This is a genomic window from Bradyrhizobium sp. RDM12 (assembly GCF_051917485.1).
In the GTDB taxonomy this organism is placed as follows: domain Bacteria; phylum Pseudomonadota; class Alphaproteobacteria; order Rhizobiales; family Xanthobacteraceae; genus Bradyrhizobium.
In genome coordinates, this window is sequence record NZ_CM133064.1 from 4605574 (window position 1) to 4625762 (window position 20189).

17 protein-coding genes, 1 tRNA gene and 3 pseudogenes are annotated in these 20189 nt (G+C 63.5%); 16 read left to right on the top strand and 5 right to left on the bottom strand.

Annotation, left to right across the window (positions count from 1 at the left end; all coding sequences use genetic code 11):
* Positions 1–27: 27 nt before the first annotated feature.
* A complete protein-coding gene (locus ACTGJ9_RS22455; protein ID WP_456672880.1) occupies positions 28–339 on the bottom strand; it encodes a hypothetical protein in 312 nt (103 codons plus the stop codon).
* 1017 nt (positions 340–1356) lie between these two features.
* On the opposite strand from ACTGJ9_RS22455, the gene ACTGJ9_RS22460 reads away from it, so the two are divergent.
* The gene (locus ACTGJ9_RS22460; RefSeq protein WP_456672881.1) at positions 1357–1623 is read left to right on the top strand and encodes a hypothetical protein; all 267 of its coding nucleotides are present in this window, start codon (positions 1357–1359) and stop codon (positions 1621–1623) included.
* A gap of 228 nt (positions 1624–1851) precedes the next feature.
* On the opposite strand, the gene ACTGJ9_RS22465 is transcribed toward ACTGJ9_RS22460, so the two are convergent.
* Positions 1852–1944: transfer RNA gene (locus ACTGJ9_RS22465), tRNA-Ser, on the bottom strand.
* Positions 1945–2466: 522 nt separating this feature from the next.
* Positions 2467–4915: pseudogene (locus tag ACTGJ9_RS22470) on the bottom strand (lytic transglycosylase domain-containing protein).
* Between the two features lie 296 nt (positions 4916–5211).
* Between ACTGJ9_RS22470 and dapA the strand changes: the two are divergent.
* From dapA to ACTGJ9_RS22490, 4 genes and pseudogenes are all read left to right on the top strand, one after another.
* On the top strand, positions 5212–6102 hold the full coding sequence (gene dapA / locus ACTGJ9_RS22475; RefSeq protein ID WP_456672882.1) for a 4-hydroxy-tetrahydrodipicolinate synthase: 891 nt from the start codon (positions 5212–5214) through the stop codon (positions 6100–6102).
* A 55-nt stretch (positions 6103–6157) separates the two neighbouring features.
* The gene (mscL, locus tag ACTGJ9_RS22480; protein WP_456678592.1) at positions 6158–6571 is read left to right on the top strand and encodes a large conductance mechanosensitive channel protein MscL; all 414 of its coding nucleotides are present in this window, start codon (positions 6158–6160) and stop codon (positions 6569–6571) included.
* Between the two features lie 73 nt (positions 6572–6644).
* Entirely contained in the window at positions 6645–7118 is a 474-nt protein-coding gene (gene smpB, locus ACTGJ9_RS22485; RefSeq protein ID WP_018320004.1) for an SsrA-binding protein SmpB, read from the top strand.
* A 15-nt stretch (positions 7119–7133) separates the two neighbouring features.
* Positions 7134–7714: pseudogene (locus ACTGJ9_RS22490) on the top strand (peroxiredoxin).
* Here the strand turns inward: ACTGJ9_RS22490 and ACTGJ9_RS22495 are convergent.
* Together ACTGJ9_RS22495 and ACTGJ9_RS22500 are read right to left on the bottom strand one after the other, a co-directional pair.
* Positions 7711–8386 (bottom strand): annotated as a pseudogene (locus ACTGJ9_RS22495) (uracil-DNA glycosylase). The pseudogenes ACTGJ9_RS22490 and ACTGJ9_RS22495 overlap by 4 nt on opposite strands.
* Positions 8367–9011 (bottom strand): LabA-like NYN domain-containing protein, encoded by a 645-nt coding sequence (locus tag ACTGJ9_RS22500; protein WP_148773836.1) that lies wholly within the window; start codon positions 9009–9011, stop codon positions 8367–8369. Before ACTGJ9_RS22500 ends, ACTGJ9_RS22495 begins: the two are co-directional and overlap by 20 nt.
* A 328-nt stretch (positions 9012–9339) precedes the next feature.
* On the opposite strand from ACTGJ9_RS22500, the gene rpoZ reads away from it, so the two are divergent.
* The 11 genes from rpoZ to parC all read left to right on the top strand — a co-directional run bounded on the left by rpoZ (position 9340) and on the right by parC (position 20186).
* Positions 9340–9732, top strand: coding sequence for a DNA-directed RNA polymerase subunit omega (rpoZ, locus tag ACTGJ9_RS22505; RefSeq protein WP_014494742.1), 393 nt, complete (start codon positions 9340–9342; stop codon positions 9730–9732).
* 208 nt (positions 9733–9940) lie between these two features.
* The gene (locus ACTGJ9_RS22510) at positions 9941–12226 is read left to right on the top strand and encodes a RelA/SpoT family protein (protein ID WP_456672883.1); all 2286 of its coding nucleotides are present in this window, start codon (positions 9941–9943) and stop codon (positions 12224–12226) included.
* Positions 12227–12271: 45 nt separating this feature from the next.
* Positions 12272–13024 carry a pyridoxine 5'-phosphate synthase gene (locus ACTGJ9_RS22515; RefSeq protein ID WP_456672884.1) on the top strand — a complete coding sequence of 251 codons (753 nt, stop codon included), beginning with the start codon at positions 12272–12274 and terminating at the stop codon, positions 13022–13024.
* The gene (acpS, locus tag ACTGJ9_RS22520; RefSeq protein ID WP_456672885.1) at positions 13021–13440 is read left to right on the top strand and encodes a holo-ACP synthase; all 420 of its coding nucleotides are present in this window, start codon (positions 13021–13023) and stop codon (positions 13438–13440) included. The genes ACTGJ9_RS22515 and acpS overlap by 4 nt, the downstream gene beginning before the upstream one ends.
* A gap of 248 nt (positions 13441–13688) precedes the next feature.
* The gene (gene lepB, locus ACTGJ9_RS22525; protein WP_456672886.1) at positions 13689–14453 is read left to right on the top strand and encodes a signal peptidase I; all 765 of its coding nucleotides are present in this window, start codon (positions 13689–13691) and stop codon (positions 14451–14453) included.
* The gene (rnc, locus tag ACTGJ9_RS22530; RefSeq protein ID WP_456672887.1) at positions 14450–15328 is read left to right on the top strand and encodes a ribonuclease III; all 879 of its coding nucleotides are present in this window, start codon (positions 14450–14452) and stop codon (positions 15326–15328) included. The genes lepB and rnc overlap by 4 nt, the downstream gene beginning before the upstream one ends.
* Positions 15318–16244, top strand: coding sequence for a GTPase Era (gene era / locus ACTGJ9_RS22535; protein WP_456672888.1), 927 nt, complete (start codon positions 15318–15320; stop codon positions 16242–16244). Before rnc ends, era begins: the two co-directional genes overlap by 11 nt.
* 21 nt (positions 16245–16265) lie before the next feature.
* Positions 16266–16646 (top strand): hypothetical protein, encoded by a 381-nt coding sequence (locus tag ACTGJ9_RS22540; protein ID WP_456672889.1) that lies wholly within the window; start codon positions 16266–16268, stop codon positions 16644–16646.
* A 67-nt stretch (positions 16647–16713) separates the two neighbouring features.
* Complete coding sequence (gene recO, locus ACTGJ9_RS22545) at positions 16714–17466, top strand: DNA repair protein RecO (RefSeq protein WP_456678593.1); 753 nt, start codon at positions 16714–16716, stop codon at positions 17464–17466.
* Positions 17467–17591: 125 nt separating this feature from the next.
* Entirely contained in the window at positions 17592–17867 is a 276-nt protein-coding gene (locus ACTGJ9_RS22550) for a hypothetical protein (RefSeq protein ID WP_456672890.1), read from the top strand.
* A 60-nt stretch (positions 17868–17927) separates the two neighbouring features.
* Positions 17928–20186: a DNA topoisomerase IV subunit A gene (parC, locus tag ACTGJ9_RS22555; RefSeq protein ID WP_456672891.1), complete on the top strand. Its 2259-nt coding sequence runs from the start codon at positions 17928–17930 to the stop codon at positions 20184–20186.
* Positions 20187–20189 lie beyond the last annotated feature (3 nt).

A 20189-nucleotide genomic window follows, 5' to 3' on the forward strand; every position in this document is an offset into this window, starting at 1 on the left:
CTCGCATCCGCTTCGCGATGCACGCACTCACGCGTCATCGGCAGCAACATCATCCCGATCAAGCGCGATGCGGCGGCCGAATCGCGGTGGCACGATCTCGCGCAAAACGGCGACCTGCACGCGCTCCGACGAGCCCTTCCGCCGGTAAGCATGAAAATAATTTCGTTGCCAAAATTCGCGACTCAGAGTCCGGCGACTCGCCCTCGCGACGCCCTCGCGCGCTTTGCCGTGCGGGTCGTCGCACTGATCAGTCGTGATGTGCATGCGCAGAATAATACTTGCAGCATAGCGTTTTCCTGCAATCGCGGCGTTTGCTGAGGGCGACATCGCGAGAAGCATTTGCAATCGCAGAGGCGCGTCTCTGCGTGTCGGCAAATCAAGGGCGGCTGGCGCACACGCGCTACGTCGTCAACACTTCCTTAAGTGAGAAGATGTTTTTTTCGTCGTGTTGGTGTATTCGGGGTGAGTGCACATTCGATCCCCGAATGCGCGCAGCGATTAAAGCCATCTCACACATCGGAGGGCAACATGGCCAAGAAAGCGAAGAAGGCGAAGAAGGCGAAGAGCGCAGTGAAGAAGACTGCGAAGAAGACCCGCAAGGTCGCGAAGAAGAAGAAGTAACTTCGACTTCTGAAGTTGCCGGCTCCCAGAGAGCCGGCACGTCATCAGCGCCTCCTGGAGGTTCTGGTCGACGATAGAGGGTGTCGGCGAGACATCAGGTCAACGGTCGGATCGTCAGCTTTCACGGGCTCGCTCGTCAAAGTCCGGTCCGGCAGAAGAAACAAGTTTTCTTCGTTCGGTGCGGCGCCTTGAACAAAGGCTCCGCAATTCCACAGACGGCCTTCCGGCCAACTTGGAATCTGGTCCTGACGTGTTCGCCGACGCCCTCGTTCCCTGAGGCCGGGGTATTGCCGGCATTCCTTTCCCGACATTGTTGATCTGACCACGACGATAGCCGCACTGCGCAGTCGCGTTGCCTTGGCCGCGGGCCTTGGGGCAGGCGATGGTGCGGCGAACTTTCATTGCCGCGACGCCAACGCGCGCGATGGTTATCGATGTCCGAAAATCCCAAGGTAAACCAAATCTGACGAATCGCAGAAGTACCTGAAAATCAGGGGCTTCTTGAATTGCCGTGCCTTTGGCGCGCGCTTCCGTTTACGTCTGCTTCATCGCGATACTTAAACTGCCATTCAAATTTGCCCGCCATCATCGTCTCCAACAAGCCGGCAAACGGCTTGGGCAAGAAGATTTGGGATGAGTTGAACAGCGCATGATCCCAGAAGGGATCACGCAAATCAGAGTTGGACGGGGGCCGCCCTCGGGGAACGAGGCGGCATAAGAAAAAGGGGATGCGTTATGTTTCAGGGTACTTTCGATCTCGATGCGGCAACGCCGATCGATGCAAGCGCGCTGTCGGACGTTCTGTTCGAGCGGGGGATCTATTGGGCGAGCGGCCGCTCGGGCGTGGTCGACCTCGTCGCCGCGCACAAATGGTTCAACCTCGCTGCGCTGAAGGGCCGCAAGGACGCCGTCGCGCTGCGCCAGGAAGTGGCCGGCCAGATGTCCGAGGCCGAGATCTCGGCCGCGCAGCGTGACGCGAGGGCGTGGGTGTCCGCTCATTGAATGGAGAAGCGCATCCGGCGCCGTGATCTCACGCGATGATGCGGCTGCGCTGAATCGAGTTCCCGCGTCGTGCTGCCACCTCGCGCCCGACGATTGCGATTGGGAACTCGGACGTATTTAAGGAGCGCGCGTATCGGGCTGAGTACAGCCGCGCAGATCCTGCCGCCAGGCTATCGCGGCCGTGCGACGATCGCTTTCAGATGAACAGATGTGGATTCTGGCGCTGGGTGGCGGAGAGGGAGGGATTCGAACCCTCGATACAGCTTGAGACCGTATGACGCTTTAGCAAAGCGTTGCCTTCAGCCACTCGGCCACCTCTCCGGTGCGAGCCTTATGCATCTAATTGCTTGGGCTGGTCAATTTGGAAGCGCGTGTTTTCGCTCGAATATTCCCAACGATTTCCGCAGGACTGCGCGTCAATAGAGGCGGTTTGCTTTCCAGTCGCGAAACATCATGCCGAAACAGCGGACGCAGAACGGAAGCGTTTGGCAAAGTTGATAGGGACAGTTTTCGCGGGCGATGCCGTGTCTGCTCTATCAAGCGCTTGAACTTGCTGGAGTTTTCTCGCGGCGATCGGCTCTGCGAGGCAAGATGCCGGCCTTATGAAGCCCAGCTACACAAGGAGTCTGCCCCGTGCCGGCCGTTTGCACGCATCCGGCTGGAGATGACCCACGGTTAGGAGGCGTTACACGTCCCTTGGGTCTGCGTGTCAGAGACGCCTCTGTGTGTAAGCCGACCCACGCACCATCGGATCGGGAATCTCGGTGGCGCCTGGAGTCGGCAAGAAAATCCTAGTAGAAACAGCAGGTTATGAGCGACTCCTACACGCGCGAGAGCGGGTCGCTATTCCACGCTGCCGGCGCCGCGGCGCAAATCGGCCTCGATCTGGAGCCGCGTGCCGCCGCCGAAGCGGGCGCGGTAGACTTGGAGATTCTCCATGATCCGCTGCACGTAGTTGCGTGTCTCGGAGAACGGGATCAGCTCGACCCAGTCGACGGCATCGACCTTGGGGTCTCGCGGATCACCGTAACGGTCGATCCACTTCTTCACGCTGCCGCGGCCGGCGTTGTAGGCGGCAAAGGTCATGATGTAGGAGCCGCGATAATCCTCGAGCAGGCCGCCGAGTTCGGCCGCTCCCAGCGTGGCGTTGTAGGACGAATCGTTCTTCAGTCGCGAGAGGTCATAGGTCGCGCCGTGCCGTTTGCAGACGTAACGCGCGGCGTCCGGCGTCACCTGCATCAGGCCATAGGCCTGCGCCGGCGAGACCACGGAGGGATTGAACGCGCTTTCCTGTCGCGCGATCGCGTAGACGATGCTGCGCTCGACCTCCGGCCCAATCTGCGTGAACTGCGGAATGCCGTTGATGGGATAGGCGTAGAAATCGAACGGCAGGCCGCGATTGAGCGCGGCCTTGCCGACCAGCAGCATGCCGCGCGCATCACCATAGCGCTGGGTCAGCTCGCCGAGGCCGGTCAGCGCCTCGGGATCGCCATTCTCTCCCATATCGGCAAGCATCGGCACGGCGAGCTCGCGCTCGTCGAGCTCGTAGAGCAATTGCGCCGCGCGCACGATTTCCAGCCGTTCGGCGCCGCGGCCGCGTGGCTGGCTGTTCAGCTCGATCTGCGGCAGGCCGAGTTTTGCGCGCGCGAGCTGGCCGTAATAACTGGTGGATTGTTCGGCTGCGCGGGCATAGGCGTTGCGCGCCTCCTGCTGGCGACCGGCGGCCTCGGCCGCGCGGCCCTGCCAGTAGCCGGCACGCGCCAGCGTGGTCGGGTTGACGCTGCCGACGCCGATGCGGGCAAAGTGCTGGGCGGCTGCTGTCGGATCGTTGAGGAAGCGCAGGGCGATCCAGCCCGCCGTGAATTCCTGCTCGGTCTTGTAGATGTCGCGCGAGGGGAGCGCCGCGTCGCGCGCGATCAGATAGGCGCTGCGGAATTGCTCGGTGTCGATCATCTTGCGGGCCAGCAGGCGCCGCTCGATCCACCATTCGTCGAGATTGTAGAGCCGGTTCGGATCCTTCGGCGCGGACAGCATGAGCTGGGCAGCTTCGGCAAACTTCTCCTCGCGCCTCAGCAGCTGGATCTTGCTGAAGATGAAGCCGGGATCGTTGTGCAATTCGCTCGGCACTTGCTCCAGCAACGCGCGCGTGTTCGGCGCTTTCCTGAACGAGGCGATCCGGGCCTTGGCGAGCGCGACATAGCCGGCGCCAAGCCGTTTTGCCGCGCGTAGTGCCGCCTCGTGCTCGCTGCCGTAGAGCAACGTGTCCATCCGCGCCTTCTGGTCGCCCGGCGTGAGCAAGGCGCCGAACTGGTCGAGCGCGTTGTTTTCGGTGTCCTCCGACATCGGATCGCTGCGCCAGGCTTCGCGCACCAGCCGTTCGGCATTGGCGCGGTCGCCGCGCGCCAGCATCGCCTTCGCGAGCACGAAGCGGCCCTTGGCCGAAACGGGGGGATTCGTTTTCGAACCACGACCAGCCAACGGAATCGTCGCGCCTGTCGTCCCACATCGCGGCCTCCAGGCGCCGGCGCAGGAAGGTCTGCGACGGCCAGCTCGGATTGGCGGAGAGGAAGGCGCGGTAGCGCTCGACGCTCGCGCCATTGTCCTCGCTGCGCAGGATGATCCATTCCGCGAGCTTTCGCGCAACGGGATCTGAAATCGAATCGGCGTAACTGGTGGCGTCGGCCGGCTTGCGCTTGCGCACCAGCTCGATGACGTTCTCGAGCGTGTCCTTGTCGGCTTGCGATGTCGACGAGGTCGCAGCAATCGCGGCCGGCGTGACCGGCCTGCGCGGTGCGGCGTGCTGGCGGGTCGCGGGCGCCAGCACCGGCGTTGCGACGGGCTTGGCAGGGGCCGGGGCGGAAGGTCTGACGGTGGCCGTCGCCGCCGGCGCGGTCTGCAAGGCCGGAGCATTGGCCGCGGGTCGTGCTTTTGGCGCGGGGGCGGCGGCCGTGGGCTTCGGTTTGTCCTTGGCGGCATCCTTGCCGGCGGGCTTCTTCGCAGCATCCTTCTTCGCAGGATTCGTGACGGCCGCCGAAGCCGCTCCCTTGCTCGCGCCCTTAGCTGTTTCTTTGCCTGTGTCCTTGGTCGCTGGCTTAGTAGCTTCCTTTGTCGCTTCCTTGGCCGGCCCTTTGGCCGATCCCTTGGTCGCGTCCTTCGCGGACGGCTTGACGGCTGGTTTCGCGGTTCCCCTATCAGTTCCTTTGGCGGCCTGCTTGACCGGTTCCTTCGCGGTGTCCTCGGCCGTCTCGTTGGATTTGGCCAAGGCGACGCAGCCGAACGACAGGCCGGCCATCAGGCATATGGCCAGACCGGCAGATCGCCATGCGGAAGAAGGAAAGGAGGTCACGGAGGTTCGTCGCCCCGAATCAGTCAATTGGCTCAAGACCTATCTGTACAAGATCTGGCTGTATTTGATTGAATATGCGGACAAAATACCAACAGCCGCTTACCGCCGCCCGGTTTGCACCACCACCGCGGCAAAATCGCGGCTTAAACGGTGCGTCAGCCGGCGGCAGGTCTTTTACCGGCCGGACAGACCCGATAAGAAAGGGCCTTGCTCTAAATTCTCGCCGCGTAGGGAGGAAGTCCATGGCAGCCAAGACGAAATTCCGGGGGTCGTTCACCGCCTTGGTCACGCCGTTCAAGAACGGCTCGTTGGACGAGGCGGCGTTCCGCTCGCTGGTCAACTGGCAGATTTCCGAGGGCACCAACGGCCTGGTCCCGGTCGGCACCACCGGCGAGAGCCCGACGCTCTCTCACGACGAGCACAAGAAGGTGGTCGAATGGTGCATCGAGGAGGCCAAGGGCCGGGTGCCCGTGATCGCCGGCGCCGGCTCCAACTCCACCAAGGAAGCCGTCGAACTGGCCCAGCACGCCGAAAAGGCGGGCGCCAACGCCGTGCTGGTGGTGACGCCCTATTACAACAAGCCGACCCAGGAAGGCATGTACCAGCACTTCAAGGCAATCAACGATGCGATCGGGATTCCGATCATCATCTACAACATCCCGCCGCGCTCGGTAATCGACATGTCGGTCGAGACCATGAAGCGGCTGTGGGAGCTGAAGAACATCGCCGGCGTCAAGGACGCGACCGCCAGCATGGTGCGCGTGTCGCAGCAGCGCGCGGCGCTCGGCGAAGACTTCAACCAGCTCTCCGGCGAGGACGCCACCATCATCGGCTACATGGCGCATGGCGGCCATGGCTGCATCTCGGTGACCTCGAACGTCGCGCCGCGCCTGTGCGCGGAGTTCCATGCGGCGTGGCAGAAGGGCGATGCCAAGGCGGCGCTCGCGATCCACGATAAGCTGATGCCGCTGCACAACAACCTCTTCATCGAGAGCAATCCGGCACCGGTCAAGTACGCGATGTCGCTGCTTGGCAAGTTCGACGAGACGCTGCGGCTGCCGATGGTTCCTGTGTCCGAGCCGACCCGCATTGCCGTGCGCGATGCCATGGTTCACGCCGGCCTGATCAATTGATGCGCTAGCTTCCGGGGAGCCTGTCATGAGCGCAGTCGACGAAAAGGGCAGACGGATGCTCACCGAGTTCCGCGACTTCGCCATGAAGGGCAATGTCGTCGACCTCGCGGTCGGCGTCATTATCGGCGCGGCCTTCGGCGCCATCGTCACTTCGCTGGTCGGTGACATCATCATGCCGATCATCGGTGCCGCAACCGGCGGCCTCGACTTCTCGAACTACTACGTGCCCTTGTCGAAGGCGGTCACCGCCACCAACTTAGCGGATGCGAAAAAGCAAGGCGCGGTGCTCGCTTACGGCAGCTTCCTTACGCTGACGATCAACTTCATCATCGTCGCGTTCGTGTTGTTCCTGGTGATCCGTGCCATGAACACGCTGAAGCGCAAGGAAGAGGCCAAGCCCGCAGAGCCGCCGAAGCCGTCGGCGGAGGTCGTGCTGCTGACCGAGATCCGCGATCTCCTCAAGAAGTGACGCGCGCGCTTCATCCAGACTGTTAGCTTACGCGCGTATCTCGATCAGGTTTGTTGTCCGGATTTTGTAGGTCATGGCCGAAAAGAACGAACGTCCCATCAAGGTCATGGCGGAAAATCGCAAGGCGCGCTTCAACTATGCGATCGAGGATACGATCGAGGCGGGCATTGCGCTGACCGGAACCGAGGTGAAGTCCATCCGCAACGGCAAGAGCACGATCGCGGAGTCCTACGCCGACTCCAAGGACGGCGAGATCTGGCTGATCAACGCCACCATTCCCGAATACCTCCAGGGCAATCGCTTCAACCACGAGCCCAAGCGGCCGCGAAAGCTGCTGCTGCATCGCCGGCAGATCAACAAGCTGATGGGCGCGGTCGACCGCGAGGGCATGACGCTGATCCCGCTCAAGCTCTATTTCAACGAACGCGGTCGGGCCAAACTGCAGCTCGCCGTTGCAAAGGGCAAGAAGCTGCACGACAAGCGCGAGACCGAGAAGAAGCGTGACTGGAGCCGGGAGAAGGGCCGGCTGATGCGGGCGAGGGGGTAGCGGCAAGAGGACGGGATGTCTCAGAAGAACCTGCTCGAGGTCGATTGGAGCCAGATTCCCGCGCCCGCCGACGACGGTGGTGCCGCGCATCTGAAAGGCCTGACGCTGCCTGCGATCAGCCTGCGTGCGACCGATGACAATTCGGTCGATCTGTCGGCGCTCCAGGGCCGCACCGTGGTGTTCGCCTATCCGCGCACCGGCGAGCCCGGCAAAATCGCGCTGGTCGATGATTGGGACATGATCCCCGGGGCGCGAGGCTGCACGCCGCAGACATGTGCGTTTCGCGACCTGTTCGCCGAGCTGAAAGCGGCCGGCGCTGCCCAGGTCTACGGCCTTTCGACCCAGAGCAACGCCTACCAGACCGAAATGGCGTCGCGGCTGCATCTGCCGTTTCCGGTGCTCTCGGACGAGAAGCTGGCGCTCCGCGCGCCCTCAATCTGCCGACCCTGGAAGTCGCGGGCCTGACGCTGATTAAGCGTCTCGCGCTGATCGTCGACGACGCCAGGATCAGCCATGTGTTCTATCCGGTATTTCCGCCCGACCGGAACGCGGGCGATGTGCTGGACTGGCTGAAGGCCAATCCCGTCAAGACCTAGTCGAGGTCGGCCTTCACCTTTGCGAACACGCCACGGAACATGTCCGTCGTCAGCACGCCGGTGTTCGTGTTGTACCGGGAGCAATGATAGCTGTCGTAGAGCTTGAACCGGCCAGCCTGGTGCACGGCGCCGTGGCCGAAGGGCGTCTGCGAGGCCTTCAGCTTCAGCGGCTTCAGCACGCTGTCATGCGCGATCCGCCCGAGCGCGATGATCGCGCGCAGCTTCGGCATCGTCTCGAGATTCTGCGATGAGAAACTGGCGACAGGTGTTGATCTCGACCGGCAGCGGCTTGTTCTGCGGCGGAACGCAATGCACGGCATTGGCGATGCGGCAGTCGACCAGCTTCATGCCGTCGTCAGGCCGGGCCTGATAGCTGCCCTTGGCAAATCCGTACTCCAGCAGCGTGGCGTAGAGCAGATCGCCGGCATAGTCGCCGGTGAAGGGGCGGCCGGTGCGGTTGGCGCCCTGCATGCCGGGCGCGAGACCGACGATCAGGAGGCGCGCCGTGATGTCGCCGAACGGGGCAACCGGAGCGTTGTGCCAGAGCGGCTCGCGCGCGCGGTTCGCCTCGCGAAAGGCGACCAGGCGCGGACAGAGAGGACAGTCACGGTCGGGAACGAGGGCGGGGGCCTGGCGGCTGGGCCGGGCCGCCTCACTCCTCGAAGTCGTCATCGCCCCTCGGCGCCATCGTGGTCGCGCGCTGGAGGAACTGCGGGGCGTGGTGGCGCGCCTCGCGCTCGCCGCGATCACGCGGGGCAGGGCGCTCGGACGGATCACGGCCAAGCTTGGACTGCAACTCGACGAGGTCGGTGAAGACGTCGGCCTGGCGGCGCAGCTCGTCGGCGATCATCGGCGGCTGGCTGGCGATCGTGGAGATCACCGTGACCCGTACGCCACGGCGCTGCACGGCTTCGACCAGCGAGCGGAAGTCGCCGTCACCCGAGAACAGCACCATCTGGTCGATGTGCTCGGCGAGCTCCATGGCATCGACCGCGAGCTCGATGTCCATGTTGCCCTTGACCTTGCGGCGGCCGGAGGCGTCGATGAATTCCTTGGTCGCCTTGGTGACGACCGTGTAGCCGTTGTAATCGAGCCAGTCGATCAGGGGACGGATCGAGGAATATTCCTGATCCTCGATGATCGCCGTGTAGTAGAACGCCCGCAACAACGTCCCGCGGCTCTGAAATTCCTTCAGAAGGCGCTTGTAGTCGATGTCGAAGCCGAGAGTTTTCGCCGTTGCGTAAAGATTAGCCCCGTCGATGAAGAGCGCGATCTTGTTGGTAGGGGAAGGTGACATTCAGTTTGCTCGCGTCGTGTTCGTGATAAATCGTTTGTTGTTGGCGCAGCGGCAGCAAGCCGCGCAGTTCAAAGTCCTGCCGAAACCCGTCGAAACCGCAAATCCGGAGAAGTCAGGGCAATCAAGGTATAGTTATGGCGGACTTTCAGAGACCCGGCGCCACCCTCAGCGGCAGCCCGGCAAACCATCCATCGCAACCCCAATGTGGAGGTAGCAGAGGCGTTTGGCGAGGCCAAATCACAAATTTGCCTTGCGAAACCGCCCCGGCCCCTATAACTACCCCCAATCATCCACATATTTCGTCCCACCCACAACGGAGCGACAGTCTATGGCTCGCGTCACCGTAGAAGATTGTATCGACAAGGTCGACAACCGGTTTGACCTGGTCCTGCTGGCCGCCCACCGTGCCCGCATGATTTCGTCCGGTTCACAACTAACGGTTGACCGCGATAATGACAAGAACCCTGTTGTATCTTTGCGTGAAATTGCCGACGAAACCATCTCGCCGGAGGATCTCCGCGAGGAGCTGGTGCACTCCCTCCAGAAGTTCGTGGAGGTGGACGAGCCCGAGCCGGATACGGTGCCGCTGATCGGTTCCGCCGGCGCCAGCGTCGATGCCGACGATACCGAAGTCGCTGTGGAGCGCATGACCGAAGAGGAGCTCCTGAAGGGCCTCGAAGGCCTGGCGCCGCCGGAAGAGCAGCCCGAAGAGGACGAGTAATCGTCCCATCGTGATCGTCGACTTCTTGTGATCTTATCAAAGGCCCGAACCCGCGTTCGGGCCTTTGCTTTTGTTGGCGTTTTCGTGGTTACCATGGCGTTGCCGGTTGGGCCGCGCGCCTGTCATTGAATTGATCGGCCGCGTCGGCGATCGGAGCTTAGGATGTATACAACGGGCCGTCTCATGGTCCGTTTGAAGGCAGGACGGCATGGTGTATCGACGCCGCAGACCCACGCAGATGCAGGCCGCAACCGAATCGGTTGCCGTGGCCCCGACTGCGCCGGTGGCACGGCCAGCGAAGCCGCGCGCGCGCATGATGCGTCAATACGATCTCGTCGAACGCGTCCGGTCCTATAATCCGGGCACCAACGAAGACCTGCTGAACCGCGCCTATGTCTACGCCATGAAGGCGCACGGCTCGCAGACCCGCGCCTCCGGCGATCCGTATTTCTCGCACCCGCTCGAAGTCGCCGCGATTCTCACCGACCTGAAGCTCGATGACGCGACCATCGTCGCCGCGCTGCTGCACGACACGATCGAGGACACCGAGGCGACGCGGGCGGAGATCGACCAGCTGTTCGGCCCCGAAATCGGCGCGCTGGTCGAGGGCCTGACCAAGCTGAAGCGGCTCGAGCTGGTATCGCGCGAGGCCAAGCAAGCCGAGAACCTGCGCAAATTGTTGCTGGCCATTGCCGACGATGTCCGCGTGCTCCTGGTCAAGCTCGCCGACCGCCTGCACAACATGCGCACGCTCGACTTCGTGCCGACCGAATCGCGCCGGCGCATTGCCGAGGAGACGCTCGATATCTACGCGCCGCTGGCCGGCCGCATGGGCATGCAGGAAATGCGGGAGGAGCTCGAGGATTTGTCCTTCCGCACTCTCGATCCCGAAGCCTATTCGGTGGTGATGCAGCGGCTCGATGCGCTCGCCGAGCGCAACCGTAATCTGATCGGCGAGATCGAGGACCAGCTCTCCAACAATCTGCGCCATCGGGGTCTCGGCGCGCGGGTCTATGGCCGCCGCAAGAAGCCGTTTTCGATCTGGACCAAGATGGAGCGCAAGTCGGTCGGCTTCGAGCAATTGTCAGACATCTTCGGCTTCCGCGTCGTCGTCAACGACATCGAGGCCTGCTATCGTGCGCTCGGTATCGTCCACACCACCTGGCCGGTCGTGCCGGGGCGCTTCAAGGACTACATCTCGACGCCGAAGCAGAACGACTACCGCTCGATTCACACCACCGTGATCGGCCCCGGCAACCAGCGCGTCGAGCTGCAGATCCGCACCGAGGCGATGGACCAGATCGCGGAGCGCGGCATCGCGGCGCACGTCTTCTACAAGGAAGGCGTGGGCTCGCCGACCGAATTCCTCAAGCGCGAGTCCACGGCGTTCGCCTGGCTCCGCCACACCATCGGCATCCTCTCGGAGAGCGCCAACCCCGAGGAATTCCTCGAGCACACCAAACTCGAGCTGTTCCACGACCAGGTGTTCTGTTTCACCCCGAAGGGCAAGCTGATCGCGCTGCCGCGCCATGCCAATGTGATCGACTTCGCCTATGCCGTGCATACCGACGTCGGCAACAGCGCGGTCGGTTGCAAGATCAACGGCAAGTTCGCGCCGTTGTCGTCCGAACTCCAGAACGGCGACGAGGTCGAGGTGCTGACCTCGGAGGCGCAGTCGGCACCGCCATCGGCCTGGGAGACGCTCGCGGTCACCGGCAAGGCGCGCGCTGCGATCCGCCGCGCCACGCGCACGGCGGTGCGCGATCAATATGTCGGCCTCGGCCGGCGCATCGTCGAGCGCCTGTTCGAGCGCGCCAAGATCGAATACGCCGACGACAAGCTCAAGGGCGCGTTGCCGCGGCTTGCGCGCACCTCGATCGAGGACGTCATGGCGGCGGTCGGCCGCGGCGAGATCAAGGCCTCCCACGTCGCGCGCGCGATGTATCCCGACTACAAGGAGGAGCGCGTCGCGCGCTACGGCGTCAAGAAGGGGCTGGCCGCCAAGCTCAAGGAGAAGTCGCCGGAACCGTCGCGCAGGCCGGTTGCGATTCCCATTGGCGGCAACAATTCCGACCTGCCGGTGAAGTTCGCGCCGAACGGGGGTGCCGTGCCGGGCGATCGCATCGTCGGCATCGTCACGCCAGGCGAGGGGATCACGATCTATCCGATCCAGTCGCCGGCGCTGAAGGATTTCGAGGAGGAGCCGGAGCGCTGGCTCGATGTCCGCTGGGACATCGAGGATTCCGCCCCGCAACGCTTCCCGGCGCGCATCAAGGTCGAGAACGTCAACGAGCCGGGCGCGCTGGCGCAGATCGCGACCGTGATCGCCGAGCACGATGGCAACATCGACAATATCAGCATGCAGCGCCGCTCGCCCGACTTCACGGAGACGACGATCGATCTCGAAGTCTACGATCTCAAGCATTTGAGCGCGATCCTGGCCCAGCTGCGCGCCAAGGCGGTCGTCGCCCGCGTCGAACGTGTTAATGGATAGGCCCCTGTCGCAGTCGCCTGTTGCTCCGATCTCGTGAGTCCTGAAATGCCTGCATCTCCGCTCCGCCTCGGCGTCAATATCGACCATGTCGCGACCGTCCGTAACGCACGCGGCGGCCGCCATCCCGATCCGGTCCGCGCTGCGCTGCTTGCGATCGAGGCCGGCGCCGACGGCATCACCGCGCATTTGCGCGAAGACCGCCGGCATATCCGCGACGAGGACATGGCGCGGCTGAAGGCGGAGATCTCCAGGCCGCTCAATTTCGAGATGGCGGCGACCGACGACATGATGCGCATCTCGCTCGCCACCAAGCCGCATGCGGTGTGCCTGGTGCCGGAGCGGCGCCAGGAGGTGACGACCGAGGGCGGCCTCGACGTGGTCGGGCAGCACAATGCGCTCGCACCCTATATTGCGCGGCTGAACGATGCCGGCATCCGCGTCTCGCTGTTCATCGCCGCGGACCCTGCGCAGATTGAAATGGCGGCGCAGCTGCGCGCGCCCGTGATCGAGATCCACACCGGCGCGTGGTGCGATGCCGTGGTCGACGGCCACGGCGACAAGGCGGAGGCTGAATGGCGGCGGATCGTGGCGGGCGTGAAGGTCGCTAAAGATGCCGGGCTCGAGGTCCATGCCGGCCACGGGCTCGACTACGCCACGGCCGAGAAGATCGCCGCGTTGCCTGAAATCATGGAGCTCAACATCGGTTACTACATGATCGGCGAGGCGCTCTTCGTTGGTCTTGCCGAGACGGTGCGCAAGATGCGCGCGGCGATGGATATCGGGCGGAGCCGGGCATGATCATCGGCATCGGCTCCGATCTCATCGACATCACCCGCGTGGCCAGGGTGATGGAGCGCCACGGCGAGCGCTTCCTGGACCGCATCTTCACCGCGGCCGAGCGGGCCAAGGCGGAGCGGCGGGCCAAGAACGAGAAGATGGTGGTGGCGACCTACGCCAAGCGCTTTGCCGCCAAGGAGGCCTGCTCCAAGGCGCTCGGCACCGGCATCAGGCAGGGCGTGTGGTGGCGCGACATGGGGGTGGTCAACCTGCCCGGGGGCCGGCCGTCCATGCGGCTGACCGGGGGAGCGCTGGCCCGGCTCCAGGCCATGACGCCGGAGGGATTCGAGGCCCAGATCGATTTGTCGATTACCGACGATTGGCCGTTGGCGCAGGCCCTCGTGGTTATTTCCGCCATGCCGCGGGCGAAGCCCTGAGGGTCGGTCGTAATTTTATAATTCGTGTTAAAAATCAACAAGTTATTGGTTTTTGACACGATCCTTGATTGCGTGGCCTGCGACAACCGTCTAAAAGTCCGCGGACGCAAATCAGGCTGGGCGAATTCGGCTTTACGCCGGAATTGGCCCTCACTATCAGAATCAGGACACTCTCCTTGGGCCGCGAACCCGTGGGCCGTTCGCGGGAGGAGGGCGTTCTGTGATCGCCGGCCGAAATTGAGAGAGCAATGAGCGTGACTTCGGGAACGAAAACTGAAAGCGGCGTCGGCGAAACGATCCGGGTCGTGATCCATGCTCTCCTGATCGCGCTGGTGATCCGCACCTTCCTGTTCCAGCCGTTCAACATCCCGTCCGGCTCGATGAAGGCGACGCTGCTGGTCGGTGATTATCTGTTCGTCTCGAAATATTCGTACGGCTACAGCCACTACTCGATTCCGTTCTCGCCGCCGCTGTTCTCGGGACGGATCTGGGGCTCGGACCCGAACCGTGGCGACATCGTCGTGTTCCGGCTGCCGAAGGACGATACCACCGACTACATCAAGCGCGTGATCGGCCTGCCTGGCGACCACGTCCAGATGAAGGACGGTCTGCTCTACATCAACGACACCCCGGTCGAGCGCCAGCGCATGAGCGAGTATGTCGGCGAGGATCCCTGCGGCTCCGAAGGCGGCGGGATCTCGCGGGTGAAGCGCTGGAAGGAGACATTGCCGAACGGTGTCTCCTACGAGACGCTCGATTGCGCCGACAACGGCTATATGGACAACACCAACGTCTACACCGTGCCACCCGGCCATTTCTTCATGATGGGCGACAACCGCGACAACTCCACCGATAGTCGCTTCCTCGGCCAGGTCGGCTATGTGCCGCGGGAGAACCTGATCGGCCGCGCCCAGATGATCTTCTTCTCGATCGCCGAAGGCGAGCATGCCTGGATGTTCTGGCGCTGGCCGTGGGCGGTGCGCTGGAATCGCTTCTTCAAAATCGTCCGATGAAAGACGAAGCCAAGGACATCGTGATCCAACCGATCGAGGCGCAAGCCGCTCGTGAGGGCGAAGCTGCAACCAAGACGCTTGCGACCAAAACGCCTGAAGCCAAGCTACCGGAATCCAAGCCACCTGAATCCAAGCCACCTGCGAAGAAGCGGACGCGGAGCCGCAAGGCCAAGGGGGCTGACGCGAACGCGGCGCTCGAGGCGCGGATCGGCCACAGCTTCACTGACCCGAACCTGCTGATGCAGGCGATCACGCATGTTTCGGCGCTGAAATCCGGACGCAAGCGCGGCGACAGCTATCAGCGGCTGGAGTTCCTCGGCGACCACGTGCTCGGGCTCGTGGTGTCCGACATGCTCTATCATGCCTTCCCGAATGCCGATGAGGGCGAACTGTCCAAGCGGCTTGCCGAGCTTGTGCGCAAGGAGAGCTGCGCCGACGTCGCCAAGTCGCTCGGTCTGCTCGATGACATCAAGCTCGGTTCGGTCGGCTCCAGCGCCGATGCGCGCCTGCGCAAATCCATCCTCGGTGATATCTGCGAGGCGGTGATCGGCGCGATCTTCCTCGACGGCGGCCATGCCGCGGCGGACGAGTTCGTCAAGCGCAACTGGACCGAGCGTATGCACAAGCCGCGAAGGCCGCTGCGCGATCCCAAGACCGTGCTGCAGGAATGGGCGCAGGGGAAGGGGCTGCCGACGCCTGTCTATCGGGAGGTCGAGCGCACCGGCCCGCATCACGATCCGGAGTTCCGCGTTGCGGTGGACCTGCCGGGTTTGGCGCCGGCCGAAGGCACCGGCGGCAGCAAGCGCGCGGCGGAGAAGGTCGCGGCCTCCGTCATGATCGAGCGCGAAGGCGTTGGTGGCGGCAATGACGGCTGAAGCAAGCGGCGAGGCGCCTACCGCGACGCGCTGCGGCTTCGTTGCGTTGATCGGGGCGCCGAACGTCGGCAAGTCCACGCTGGTCAATGCGCTGGTCGGGGCCAAGGTCACGATCGTCTCGCGCAAGGTGCAGACCACGCGCGCGCTGATCCGCGGCATCGTGATCGAGAACAATGCGCAGATCATCCTGGTCGACACGCCCGGCATCTTCCTGCCCAAGCGCAGGCTCGATCGCGCCATGGTCTCGACCGCCTGGACCGGGGCGCATGACGCCGACCTCGTCTGCGTGCTGCTGGATGCCAAGAGCGGGATCGACGAGGAGGCCGAGGCGATCCTCACGAAGGTCGCGAGCGTCAACCACGACAAGATTTTGGTGATCAACAAGGTCGATCTGGTCCAGCGCGAAAAGCTGCTGGCGCTGGCGCAGGCCGCCAATGAGCGGATGCCCTTCGCGAAGACCTTCATGGTCTCGGCGATCTCCGGCGATGGCGTCGACGATATTCGCAGCACTCTTGCCGAAATGGTGGCGCCGGGTCCGTTCCTCTATCCCGAGGACCAGATGTCGGATGCGCCGATGCGACATCTCGCGGCCGAGATCACCCGCGAGAAGATCTATCGCAAGCTGCACCAGGAATTGCCCTACCAGTCCACGGTCGAGACCGACAAGTGGGAGGAACGCAAGGACAAGTCTGTGCGCATTGAGCAGACGATCTTCGTGGAGCGCGAAAGCCAGCGCAAGATCGTGCTCGGCAAGGGCGGCGCCAGCATCAAGTCGATCGGCGCAGACTCGCGCAAGGAGCTCGCCGAAATCCTCGGCGTGCCGGTGCACCTGTTCCTGTTCGTGAAGGTGCGCGAGAACTGGGGTGACGATCCCGATCGCTATCGCGAGATGGGCCTGGAATTTCCCAAGGAATAAGCAAGAAAAGATCGGTATTCGATGAGCGTGCCCACGAACGTCCGGCGCTTCGAAGCGTTGCTCTATGCGTCGCTGATGCTGGATGCGCTGTCTGTGGCGGTGCAGGACCGTACGCCGAATGCCGAGATGACCGAGCAGATGATCATGATGGCGACCTTGCTCGCCGGCGGGATGATCTTGTTGCTGGTCTATTTCGTCTGGTTGGCTGCACATTGGCGCAAGAACTGGCCGCGCTGGGTGCTGGCGGCAGCCTTGGTGCTGTCCGTGATCTCGCTCGGTCAGATCCTCGGCCAGCGGGGCCTCGAGCTCGACAGTGCCATCGAGATCGTGTCCTGCGTGCTGACGGGGCTCGGCCTGTATTTCTCGTTCACCGGGGACGCGCAGGGCTGGTTCAACGCATGAGATCGAATTGGCGGGCATGCTTCGCTTTGCCTCCTACGATCACCTGAAATACGCTACACTTCATCCCATGGAATGGACCGACGAAGGCATCGTGCTGGGCGTGCGGCGGCATGGCGAGAGCAGCGCCATCGTCGAACTGCTGACGCGCCAGCATGGCCGGCATCTTGGTCTCGTGCGCGGTGGTGCCGGCTCGCGGATGCGGCCGCTGCTGCAACCCGGCAACAGCGTCAGCGTGGTGTGGCGGGCGCGGCTCGACGAGCATCTCGGCACCTATGCGATGGAGGGATTGAAGCTGCGCGCGGCGACGCTGCTGGGATCGTCCCATGGCGTCTACGGCGTCACCCATCTGGCCTCGATTGCGCGGCTGCTGCCGGAGCGCGATCCGCACGAGGACATGTTTGCGCTGCTCGAACATTCGCTCGACGATTTCGACGACATCGGCAGCGCCGCCGTGCACGTCGTCCATTTCGAGCTGGCGATGCTCGCCGAGCTTGGCTTCGGGCTCGCTCTTGAGAATTGCGCGGTGACCGGAGAAACCACGGAGCTGATCTACGTCTCTCCCAAATCCGGCGGCGCTGTGTCGCGCGGCGCGGGCGAGCCGTGGCGCGACCGGCTGCTGCGGCTGCCATCCTTCCTGCGCCATGGCGAAACCGCAAGCGAGCTCACCGACCAGGATCTCCAGGACGGCTTTCGGCTGACCGGGCTGTTCCTGCTGCGCCATGTCCTGGAGCCACGCGGGCAGGCCCATTCCGACGCACGCGCCGGATTCATCAATGCCCTGACGCGGCAGCAGGCCAAAGCCGCTCTTCCCGCGCCCTGAAAAGGCGGCAATTTCTCCGCCGCCATGATGCCTGCGCGGCTCTGTGTTGCTCAATCAGGCAGCTTTTGGCGGAACCAAAGTGGGTTTCCCGGATTGGCCCTTGGGTTCCAACCGGGGATAACCTGATGCTGATCAAGGGACTTATCGTATCGGCAGCGCTGATTGCGCTGGCGCCGGACGCTCTCGCAGGCGAGCAACCAAGTGTGTTTCGTCGCGCCTCCTGCACGGTCGTCAGGTTCTATGTCGCCAAATATTCCGCTGCGGCCGCAGAGGCATGGGCGCGGTCCAAGGGCGCGACGGAGGCGGAGATCGAGACCGCCCGGCGTTGCCTGGCCAATGCGCCTGTCACCGCTCAGGCCAAGGTCCAGCCGACCGTGACCGCGGGCTGGGCAGGGCAGTAGCAGCCCACAGCGAACCAATCCATCCTTGCCCGATTCGCCTCCACGGTTTAACCGGGCGGCATGGGAAAACGAATCGTTCCGCCGGAAGAACCGGCCGAAATTCATGATGTGCCGCTGCGTGAAGCGCTGGAAGAGCGCTATCTCGCATACGCGCTCTCCACCATCATGCATCGCGCGCTGCCCGACGCGCGCGATGGCCTGAAGCCGGTCCACCGGCGCATTCTCTACGGCATGCGCCTGCTCAGGCTCGACCCCGGCACGGCCTTCAAGAAATCCGCCAAGATCGTCGGCGATGTGATGGGCTCGTTCCATCCGCACGGCGACCAGGCGATCTACGACGCCATGGTGCGCCTCGCGCAGGACTTCTCCTCGCGCTACCCGCTGGTCGACGGTCAGGGCAATTTCGGCAATATCGACGGCGATAATCCGGCCGCCTACCGCTACACCGAAGCGCGCATGACCGATGTCGCGCGGCTTCTGCTCGATGGCATCGACGAGGACGGCGTCGAATTCCGTCCCAACTACGACGGCCAGTCCAAGGAGCCGGTCGTGCTGCCCGGCGGCTTCCCGAACCTGCTCGCCAATGGCGCGCAGGGCATCGCGGTCGGCATGGCCACCTCGATTCCGCCGCACAACGCCGCCGAGCTCTGCGATGCTGCGCTGCATCTGATCGAGAAGCCCGATGCGAAATCCAAGGCGCTCCTGAAGTGGGTGAAGGGTCCGGATTTCCCGACCGGCGGCATCTGCGTCGATTCCAAGCAGGCCATCGCTGAGGCCTACACCACCGGCCGCGGCTCGTTCCGCGTTCGCGCCCGATGGGAGCAGGAAGAGGGTACGCGCGGCACCTGGGTCGTCGTCGTCACCGAGATTCCATTTCTGGTGCAGAAGTCGCGCCTGATCGAGAAGATCGCCGAACTGCTGGATCAGAAGAAGCTGCCGCTGGTCGGAGACATCAGGGACGAATCCGCCGAAGACGTCCGCATCGTGATCGAGCCGAAGTCGAAGAACGTCGATCCCGCGCTGATGATGGAATCGCTGTTCCGGCTGACCGAGCTCGAAAACAAGATTCCGCTGAACCTGAACGTGCTGATCAAGGGCCGCGTGCCCAGGGTGGTGGGGCTCGCGGAGTGCCTGCGCGAATGGCTCGACCATCTGCGCGACGTGCTGATCCGTCGCAGTAATTATCGCAAGACGCAGATCGAGCATCGGCTGGAAGTCCTCGGTGGTTTGCTGATTGCCTACCTGAACATCGATGAGGTGATCAGGATCATCCGCACCGAGGACGAGCCGAAGCCAGCGCTGATGAAGGCGTTCAAGCTCACCGAGGTGCAGGCCGAAGCCATCCTCAACATGCGGCTCCGCTCGTTGCGGAAGCTTGAGGAAATGGAGATCCGTACCGAGGACAAGGATCTGCGCAAAGAGCTGAAGGGCATCGAGGGACTGCTCGCGTCCGAGCCCGAGCAGTGGAAGAAGGTCGGCGAGCAGGTCGGCAAGGTCCGCGACATGTTCGGACCCAAGACGCCGCTCGGCAAGCGCCGCACCACTTTTGCGGATGCGCCCGAGCACGATCTTGCCGCGATAGAGGAAGCCCTCGTCGAGCGTGAGCCGGTCACCGTCGTCGTCTCCGACAAGGGCTGGATCCGCACCATGAAGGGCCATGTCGAGGATCTCTCGGGGCTTGCCTTCAAGCAGGACGACAAGCTCGGCTTCGCCTTCTTCGCGGAGACGACCTCGAAGCTGCTGCTGTTCGCGACCAACGGCAAATTCTACTCGCTCGATGTCGCAAAGCTGCCGGGCGGGCGCGGTCATGGCGAGCCGATCCGCCAGTACATCGACCTCGAGCCGGAGGCCGCTCCCGTCACGCTGTTCGTCAACAAGGGCGGTCGCAAATTCCTGGTCGCGAGCCACGAGGGCCAGGGTTTCGTAGTCAACGAGGACGATTGCGTCGGCACCACCAAGAAGGGCAAGCAGGTCCTCAATGTCGACATGCCGAACGAGGCGCGAACGGTCACAGAGGTGCTCGGCGACACCGTCGCGGTGATCGGCGAGAACCGCAAGATGCTGATCTTCCCGCTCGACCAGGTGCCGGAGATGGCGCGTGGCCGCGGCGTGCGGCTGCAGAAGTACAAGGACGGCGGTCTCTCCGATGTTGCGGTCTTCGAGGCCAAGGCGGGCCTGACCTGGAAGGACTCCGCAGGCCGCGAATTCTCCGCGACCATGAAGGAGCTCGCCGAGTGGCAAGGCACCCGTGCCGACGCCGGCCGCCTGCCGCCGAAGGGTTTCCCGAAGTCGAACAAGTTCGGCAGGGTGATCGGGTAAGCC

What these genes read in the sequence shown, in the direction of transcription:
- lepB (WP_456672886.1), top strand. Translation starts at nt 13,689, where the DNA reads ATGAGCGTGACTTCGGGAACGAAAACTGAAAGCGGCGTCGGCGAAACG.
- ACTGJ9_RS22510 (WP_456672883.1), top strand. Translation starts at nt 9,941, where the DNA reads ATGGTGTATCGACGCCGCAGACCCACGCAGATGCAGGCCGCAACCGAA.
- smpB (WP_018320004.1), top strand. Translation starts at nt 6,645, where the DNA reads ATGGCCGAAAAGAACGAACGTCCCATCAAGGTCATGGCGGAAAATCGC.
- dapA (WP_456672882.1), top strand. Translation starts at nt 5,212, where the DNA reads ATGGCAGCCAAGACGAAATTCCGGGGGTCGTTCACCGCCTTGGTCACG.
- mscL (WP_456678592.1), top strand. Translation starts at nt 6,158, where the DNA reads ATGCTCACCGAGTTCCGCGACTTCGCCATGAAGGGCAATGTCGTCGAC.
- ACTGJ9_RS22550 (WP_456672890.1), top strand. Translation starts at nt 17,592, where the DNA reads ATGCTGATCAAGGGACTTATCGTATCGGCAGCGCTGATTGCGCTGGCG.
- ACTGJ9_RS22540 (WP_456672889.1), top strand. Translation starts at nt 16,266, where the DNA reads ATGAGCGTGCCCACGAACGTCCGGCGCTTCGAAGCGTTGCTCTATGCG.
- ACTGJ9_RS22455 (WP_456672880.1), bottom strand. Translation starts at nt 339, where the DNA reads ATGCTTCTCGCGATGTCGCCCTCAGCAAACGCCGCGATTGCAGGAAAA.
- recO (WP_456678593.1), top strand. Translation starts at nt 16,714, where the DNA reads ATGGAATGGACCGACGAAGGCATCGTGCTGGGCGTGCGGCGGCATGGC.
- ACTGJ9_RS22515 (WP_456672884.1), top strand. Translation starts at nt 12,272, where the DNA reads ATGCCTGCATCTCCGCTCCGCCTCGGCGTCAATATCGACCATGTCGCG.
- ACTGJ9_RS22460 (WP_456672881.1), top strand. Translation starts at nt 1,357, where the DNA reads ATGTTTCAGGGTACTTTCGATCTCGATGCGGCAACGCCGATCGATGCA.
- era (WP_456672888.1), top strand. Translation starts at nt 15,318, where the DNA reads ATGACGGCTGAAGCAAGCGGCGAGGCGCCTACCGCGACGCGCTGCGGC.
- parC (WP_456672891.1), top strand. Translation starts at nt 17,928, where the DNA reads ATGGGAAAACGAATCGTTCCGCCGGAAGAACCGGCCGAAATTCATGAT.
- acpS (WP_456672885.1), top strand. Translation starts at nt 13,021, where the DNA reads ATGATCATCGGCATCGGCTCCGATCTCATCGACATCACCCGCGTGGCC.
- rnc (WP_456672887.1), top strand. Translation starts at nt 14,450, where the DNA reads ATGAAAGACGAAGCCAAGGACATCGTGATCCAACCGATCGAGGCGCAA.
- ACTGJ9_RS22500 (WP_148773836.1), bottom strand. Translation starts at nt 9,011, where the DNA reads ATGTCACCTTCCCCTACCAACAAGATCGCGCTCTTCATCGACGGGGCT.
- rpoZ (WP_014494742.1), top strand. Translation starts at nt 9,340, where the DNA reads ATGGCTCGCGTCACCGTAGAAGATTGTATCGACAAGGTCGACAACCGG.